General features: G+C 68.7%; 7 protein-coding genes and 1 pseudogene. 6 read left to right on the forward strand and 2 right to left on the reverse strand.

Annotated features, from left to right (window positions below; genetic code table 11):
- A partial coding sequence (locus ACWELQ_RS32385) for an aminotransferase class III-fold pyridoxal phosphate-dependent enzyme (RefSeq protein WP_452400836.1) occupies positions 1-421 on the reverse strand: 421 nt, incomplete at its 3' end.
- A 156-nt stretch (positions 422-577) separates the two neighbouring features.
- On the opposite strand from ACWELQ_RS32385, the gene ACWELQ_RS32390 reads away from it, so the two are divergent.
- From ACWELQ_RS32390 to ACWELQ_RS32400, 3 genes are read left to right on the forward strand one after another with little or no spacing between them, the layout of a single operon-like run.
- A complete protein-coding gene (locus ACWELQ_RS32390) occupies positions 578-1381 on the forward strand; it encodes an ABC transporter permease (RefSeq protein WP_452400837.1) in 804 nt (267 codons plus the stop codon).
- Positions 1374-2189, forward strand: coding sequence for an ABC transporter permease (locus tag ACWELQ_RS32395; RefSeq protein WP_452400838.1), 816 nt, complete (start codon positions 1374-1376; stop codon positions 2187-2189). Before ACWELQ_RS32390 ends, ACWELQ_RS32395 begins: the two co-directional genes overlap by 8 nt.
- On the forward strand, positions 2186-3175 hold the full coding sequence (locus ACWELQ_RS32400; protein WP_452400839.1) for an ABC transporter ATP-binding protein: 990 nt from the start codon (positions 2186-2188) through the stop codon (positions 3173-3175). The genes ACWELQ_RS32395 and ACWELQ_RS32400 overlap by 4 nt, the downstream gene beginning before the upstream one ends.
- Here ACWELQ_RS32400 and ACWELQ_RS32405 read toward each other — a convergent pair.
- Positions 3139-3341 (reverse strand): annotated as a pseudogene (locus ACWELQ_RS32405) (DUF4389 domain-containing protein); the annotation flags it as partial. The gene ACWELQ_RS32400 and the pseudogene ACWELQ_RS32405 overlap by 37 nt on opposite strands.
- 235 nt (positions 3342-3576) lie before the next feature.
- Between ACWELQ_RS32405 and ACWELQ_RS32410 the strand changes: the two are divergent.
- Genes ACWELQ_RS32410 through ACWELQ_RS32420 form a run of 3 tightly spaced genes read left to right on the forward strand, consistent with a single transcriptional unit; the run spans position 3577 to position 7211 of the window.
- A complete protein-coding gene (locus tag ACWELQ_RS32410) occupies positions 3577-6333 on the forward strand; it encodes a nitrate- and nitrite sensing domain-containing protein (protein WP_452400840.1) in 2757 nt (918 codons plus the stop codon).
- Between the two features lie 12 nt (positions 6334-6345).
- Entirely contained in the window at positions 6346-6774 is a 429-nt protein-coding gene (locus ACWELQ_RS32415) for a roadblock/LC7 domain-containing protein (RefSeq protein ID WP_452400841.1), read from the forward strand.
- Positions 6771-7211: a DUF742 domain-containing protein gene (locus tag ACWELQ_RS32420; protein WP_452400842.1), complete on the forward strand. Its 441-nt coding sequence runs from the start codon at positions 6771-6773 to the stop codon at positions 7209-7211. The genes ACWELQ_RS32415 and ACWELQ_RS32420 overlap by 4 nt, the downstream gene beginning before the upstream one ends.
- Positions 7212-7215 lie beyond the last annotated feature (4 nt).

A 7215-nucleotide genomic window follows, 5' to 3' on the forward strand; every position in this document is an offset into this window, starting at 1 on the left:
AGGCGTTGGTGAAGTTCAGGATGCCGGTGCGGCCGGTGACCTTGCGCGCCAGCTTGAGTGCGGCCTCGACCGCGTTGGCTCCGGTCGGGCCGGGGAACTGCACCTTGTAGTCGAGTCCGCGCGGGGTGAGCACCAGTTCGCGAATCGTTTCCAGCAGACGGCGTTTGGCGACGGTGGACATGTCCAGGCCGTGGGTGATGCCGTCGCCGATCAGGTAGTCCAGCAGCGACTGCTTGAGCACCGGGTTGTTGTGCCCGTAGTTCAGCGTGCCCGCGCCCGCGAAGAAGTCGAGGTAGTCCTTGCCGTTCTCGTCGGTCAGCCAGGCGCCGCGCGCGGTGTCGAAGACGGTCGGCCAGGAACGGCAGTAGCCACGCACATTGGACTCGAGCGCCTCGAAAACGGTCGATTCGGCAATGGTCATCAGCAGGGTCCTCGCGTCGCAACAAAGTGAAACGCTGATGTTTCTACCAAACCCCAGTGTGAAACATGACCATTTTCGACAAATCCCGCCAGACCTCGCAGCGTTTTGACCGAACCCGGCCCCCGACACCGCCTTTGCCCGTAGCGTCAACCTCTTGTGCGCAGCGACGTGGGGGTCTACTGGCAGCTGGTCAAGGCAGGGTTCCGCAGACAATCGCACTACCGGCTCGCCATGCTGGCCGGTCTGTTCACCAACCTGGTGTTCGGCTTCGTCCGGGCCGCGGTACTCGGCGCGGCCGTGCACGCCAACCACGGCTTCGGCGGCTACGACCGCGGCACCATCGGGGCCTACATCTGGCTCTCGCAAGGGCTGCTGGGGGCCATCGCCTTCTGGATCGTGCCCGACATCGTCGAACGCATCCACACCGGCGACGTGGTCATCGACTTCCTGCGGCCCATCGACATCCAATTCGCGCACCTGGCCGAATATCTGGGACGGGCCGCCTGCACCCTGCTGGCCCGCGCGGTGCCCAGCATCCTGGTCGGCGTGGTCACCTTCGGCCTCGCCTTCCCCACCACCGCGGGCCCCTACCTGCTGGGCGGATTCAGCCTGCTGCTGGCCATGACCCTGTCGTTCCTGTCCATGTTCGCGGTCAGCCTGGCCGGATTCTGGCTCATCGAAACCCGCGGACTGCGTGCGCTGCACATGATCCTGGGCACCTTCCTGGCCGGATTGTTCGCGCCGCTGCACCTGTTTCCGACCTGGCTGCGCGTCATCGCCTACGCCACCCCCTTCCCGTCCATGCTGCAATGGCCCATCGACGTGCTCTCGGCCCGGACCACCGGGTTCGATGCCCTGGAACTCGTTGTCGTGCAGTGCTTCTGGTTGGTGATACTGGTGGGGGTGGGCCAGCTGCTACTCCGCGCCGGACGCCGCAAGCTGGAGGTGCAGGGTGGTTGAGACGCTCCCCTCCCGGCTCACGCCCTACCGCGCCGTGCTGGGTTCGCGGCTGCGCGCCCAGCGCGCCTATCCGCTGTCCTTCGCCACGGATCTGCTGAGCGCCTTCCTGATCGGGGTGGTGGAATTCGGTGAAATGTGGGTGATCTTCCACAATGTGCCGCGCCTGGGCGGACTCGATCTCGACGGCATGCTGCTGCTGTTCGGGCTCAGCAATACCAGTTTCGCCATCGCCGACATGGTCGTGGGGCACGCCGACACGCTGCCCACCTATATCCGCATGGGCCGATTGGACGCCTTCTATCTGCGGCCGCAACCATTACTGCTGCAACTGATGACCAGCGATCTGCAACTGCGCCGGGTGGCGCGCATCGCGGTCGCGACCACCGTGCTGTCATTCGGGCTGGCGCGCAACGACATTGCCTGGACGCCCGCGCACGTCATCCTGTTCGCGCTCACCCTGCTGTCCGGAATCCTCATCTTCGCGGGACTTTTCGTGTGCGCGGCGGGAGTACAGTTCTTCCTGATCGACGGCGCGGAGCTGACCAATTCCTTCACCTACGGCGGGTCGTACGCCTCCATGCAGCCGACCTCGGTGTTCCCCACACCGATGAAACTCGTTTTCGGATTTCTGGTTCCGGTCGCCTTCACCTCGTATCTGCCCACCATCGCCCTGCTCGGACTGCCCGGCCCGGCCCTGCTGCCGAACTGGCTGGCCTGGGCCGCGCCGATCGCGGCGCTGTGGGTGTGGAGCGCGGCGCTGTTCCTGTGGCGACTGGGAACCCGGCACTATCAAGGAGGCGGCGGGTGAGCGGTGCGATCATCGATATCGAGGACCTGACACGGACTTTCGTGCTCAGCCGCAAGGAGGGGCGCTGGCGGCGACGGCGGGAACTGCTGACCGCCGTCGACTCGATGAGCTTCCGGGTGGAACCCGGTGCGGCGGTCGGGTACATCGGCGCGAACGGGGCCGGGAAGTCCACCACCATCAAGATGATCACCGGCATCCTGGTGCCCACCGCCGGACGATTGCGCACCTGCGGCCTGGACCCGGTCCGGCAGCGGCGCGAATTGGCCGGGCGCATCGGCGTGGTGTTCGGGCAGCGCTCACAGCTGTGGTGGGATCTGCCACTGCGCGAATCGTTCTCGATCCTGGCGGCCATCCACCGGCTGCCCCCGCACACCGCGCGCGACCGCACCGACGAACTGGTCGGGCGACTGGAGATGGACGGCACCCTCGACACCCCCGTGCGGCAACTCTCGCTGGGCCAGCGCATGCGCGCGGAAGTCGCCGCGGCGCTGCTGCACGAACCCGAACTGATCATTCTCGACGAGCCGACCATCGGCCTGGATGTGTTGTCCAAGCAGCGATTACGCGAATTCCTGCGCCACGAGCGCACCCAGCGCGGCACCACCCTGCTGCTCACCACGCACGACATGGGCGATATCGAGCGGCTGTGCGAACGGGTGCTGGTCGTCGATCACGGGCGGCTGGTCTACGACGGTTCGCTGACCGGGCTCGGCGCGACCGTCGGCGCACAACGGGTGCTGACCGTCGATCTCGCCGAGCCCACCCCGGACCTGTCGGACCTGCCCGGGGCCAAACTGCTCGACAGCGCGGGCGCGGGCATGCGGCAGCGGCTGGCCTTCGACACCGAGATCACCACTGCCGCACAGTTGCTCGCGGCCGTCTCCGCCCGCGCGGAGGTCCGCGACCTGTCCATCGAGGAACCCGACATCGAGGACGTGGTGCGCCGGCTCTACGAGGCGGCGGCGTCGGGCTCCCTCGCACCCTGATCCAGCCGGAACGGCGGATAGACGTCGGTCATCAGGGAGGCGTCGGCAACAGCGACACCATATTCCGGCCGCCGCCCATGAATGCCGCGACGATCAGATACTGCGGAATCGCCAGCAGCCACCATTTGATCAGGACCAGCCAGCGATTGAGCTGTTCGGGATAGTCGAACAGCGGTGAGCCGTTGTTCACCCCATTGTTTCCCCGGCGACGCGGAGATCACATCTGCTTCTCACACATTGTGACCAGATTCGTAATAGCGCGCCGGACGGCGAGTTCCGCACACCACACAGACCCGTTTTCACATTGCGGCACCCGCTCGCCCTGTGCGACGTTGCTGACCATTCTCCAAGTGCGCGGCTCGGGTCGGCACACCAGCTGAGTTACGGGAGACGGAGTGAAAGTGCGTCCGGCGAAAGCGTTGCCCTCCGGTGATGCGGTGTTGCCCTCCGGTGATGCCGTGTCGCCTTCCGGTGACGCGAAGCTCACGCCCACCTTGGAGCTGTTGCGACCGCGCACCATTCGAGCCCGGCTACGCCGCATTCTCATCGTGTCGGTGGCGCTGGTGCTGGCGCTGCTGACGGTCATCGTCGCCCGCGAGGTGGCCGGGTACCGCCAGACCGGCGACACCACCCGCGCCGTCCGCCTCGCGCTGGACGTCCAGGACCTGGTGCACGAGGTGCAGCGCGAACGCGGCCTCACCAACGGCCTGCTCGCCGGTGACACCGCCTCGCGCCCCGCGGTGGGCAATCAGCGGATGGCCACCGACAGCGCACTGCAGGAGCTGAATTCGACGCTGGGCGGCAATCCGCCGGGCGCGGATCTCGTGCGGACCGCGCTCGGGCAGTTCTCCGGGGTGACAGCCAACCGCGCCGACGTGGACGCCGGACGCGCCGACCGCGCGGCCTCGTTCAGCTTCTACACCAACGCCATCGCGGCGCTGAACCAGACCCGGCCCGGCCTCGACAGCGCGCCCGACGGCCAGTTGTGGCGCGGCCTGGAAACGCTCTACGCGCTCGGCGACGTCAAGGAGTTCACCGGACAGGAACGCGGATTCCTCAACGGCGTCTTCGCCGCCGGGGGGTTCGGGCCCGGCGAGTACGTGAAGTTCCTCGACATCCGCGCCGCCAAACAGGCCGCGGTGACGTCCTTCGAACGCGACGCCACACCCGGCCAGCGCACCCTGCTCGCCAATGCCATGCGCACCGACGCCTCGGTGCGCGCGGGCGACGCGGAAGCCGTCGCCATCGCCTCCGAGCGCGGGCCGCTCACCGAGGCGGTGAACGACGGCGACTGGTGGCGTGACCTGCGCGCCATCATCGACGGCCAGCGCAAGGTGCAGCGCAGTGTGGGCGACGAGATCACCTCGCGCGCGAACGATCTGCGCCGCGACGCCGCACTGCGCCTGACGCTGTTCGTGCTCGCCGCCGCACTCGCCATCGCCGCCGAGGTGGCGCTGGTGGTGGCCAGCGTCCGGGCCATCGTGCGGCCGCTGGCCGACCTCGCGCAGGAGGCCGATGCGGTGGCCGGGCAACGACTTCCGCAGCTCATCGCCGCCTGGCAGGACTCCGAGGCCGCCGACCCGGACCCGCCGGAGCCGGTGCGCGCCGACGCGAGCGCCGGTGCGGAGATCGCTTCCGTGGCCACCGCGCTGGACCGGGTGCAGACCACCGCCTACGAACTCGCCTCCGCCCAGGCCCGGCTGCGCCGCAACACCACCGAGTCCATGGCCAACCTGGCCCGGCGCAATCAGAACCTGGTGCGCCGCCAACTCGGGCTGATCAGTGATTTCGAGCGCGAGGAGCTCGATCCCAGCGCGCTGGGCAACCTGTTCGAGCTGGACCATCTGGCCACCCGCATGCGCCGCAATGCCGAGAGCCTGCTGGTGCTGGTGGGCGAGTCCAGTCCGCGGCGCTGGTCCAAACCGATTCCGCTGACCGACGTCATCCGTGCCGGACTCTCGGAGGTGGACGACTACCGCCGCGTGGTGCTGCGGCGGGTGGACGAGACCGCCATCGCGGGCGCGCACGTCAGCGAGGTCGCGCACATGCTGGCCGAGCTCATCGAGAACGGGCTGTCGTTCTCGCCGCCCGACCTCGAGGTCGAGATCTACGGACGGAAACTCGGGGCGCGGTACATGATCGCCGTCGTCGACCACGGCGTCGGCATGCCGCGCGAGCAACTCGCCACCGCCAATGCCCGTTTGGCGGGCGAGGCCGACTTCCTGGTGGCCCCGACCCGATTCCTGGGCCACTACGTCGTCGGCCGCCTGGCCCGGCGACTGGGTGTGGAGGTCGAACTCACCGTCTCGCCCACCAGCGGCGTGGTGGCGCGGATACTGCTGCCCGCCGAACTGCTCGGCGATCCGGCCAGCGAACGGCCCGCGCCGCCCGAGGACGCCAAACACGCCGTGGGAGCGCAGCTTCCGACGGTGGCGGACACCATGCCCGAGCCGACGCGCGGACGGCACAGTTCCGTGCCCGGCGGCATCGACCAACCCGCCCCCGCGGCGCCGGCGGCCACCGACCCGCTGTTCGACACCGCCACCGTCTTCGGTACCGGCCACGTCTTCGACAGCGGCGCAGCGGCATTCAGCGCCTCCGCTCCCACCGGGGCGCCACAACCGATCGACGTTCCCGAGCCCGCCCCGAATCGGCCCGTCGCCCCGGTCGAGCCGTCGCATGCCACCGCGGCGGAGCGGCTGCTCGGCGGCCCCGCGACCGGATCGTTCGCGATCCCCCAGATCGGTGCGCCCCGGCCCGCCACGCCGCAGCCCGCCGTGCGCAACGGCGCGGCGGTCGCCACCATTGCGGCACAGTCGATTCCGGCCCCGGTGAACGGGCATGCGGTGCGTCCGGTCGCGCCGGGCTCACCGAGCGCCGGGCCCGAGGTTTCGGGAGCCGTCCCCGAGGTGCAACGTACGCGAAACGGTCTCGTCAAGCGCACCAGGAAGACTCTCGATAATTCGGAGTCCACACCGGGCAGCAACACAGGGTCCACACCGGGCAGCAACACCGTGCCCGCACCGGGCAACGCGCCAGCGGCCGAACGGCCCGCGGACCGTTCACCAGACCAGGTGCGCAGCATGCTCGCCGGATTCCGGGCCGGGCATCAACGCGGGCAGGGCGGCGAACCGCCCGTACCCGGATCGACAGCATAGGAGGGACCCCGGGTGACAACCCACTACACCGACACCGATCCGCACACCTTCAACTGGCTGCTGGCCGACTTCGTCCGCACCACCGACGGCGTGCGCGACGCCGTCGCGGTCTCCTCCGACGGCCTGCTCATGGCCATGTCCGCGGGCCTGGACCGCTCGGCGGCCGACCGGCTCGCCGCCATCGTCTCCGGACTCACCAGTCTGGGCCGAAGCGCTTCGCGCAGTTACGATTTCGACGGTCTGCGGCTGATCATGATCGAGATGGGCCGCGGGTTCCTGCTGGTGTCGTCCATGGCCAACGGCAGCTGCATCGGCGTGATCGCCGACATGACGGCCGATATCGGCCTGGTCGGCTATCAGATGGCCGTGCTGGCCGACCGGGCCGGGGCGCTGCTGACTCCCGCCCTGATCTCCGAGTTGCGGGAGTCGCTGAGCCGATGAACGATTCGCACCGGCTTCCGGACGAGCGCATGATCGCGCTCACCCGTCCCACCGGGTGGTCCGGCGCCGCAGCGGCCGATGGAGATCCCTTGCGGGAGAAGCGATCCGCCGAGGCCGAGGAGCAGGTCGTGCGACCGTTCATGATGACATCCGGGCGCACCACCCCCGTGGTCGACGGCCTGCGCATCGAGACCCTCGTACGCGCCACTCCCGCAGCGCTTTCCGCGCCATTGCGCTTCGAGCTCGAACGGGTGGTAAGACTGTGCCAGCGCCCGCACTCCATCGCCGAAATCGGTGCCGCCCTGCGGGTTCCGATCGGAGTGGCGCGAGTGCTGGTCAGCGACCTGGTGTCCGCGGGACACGTGTCGGTGGGCGGCACCGACGAACTCTCCACCGCTGCTCTGGAAAGGATCCGGGACCTTGTACGGAACCTCTGACAAT

The sequence above is a fragment of the Nocardia sp. NPDC004722 genome, assembly GCF_053601505.1.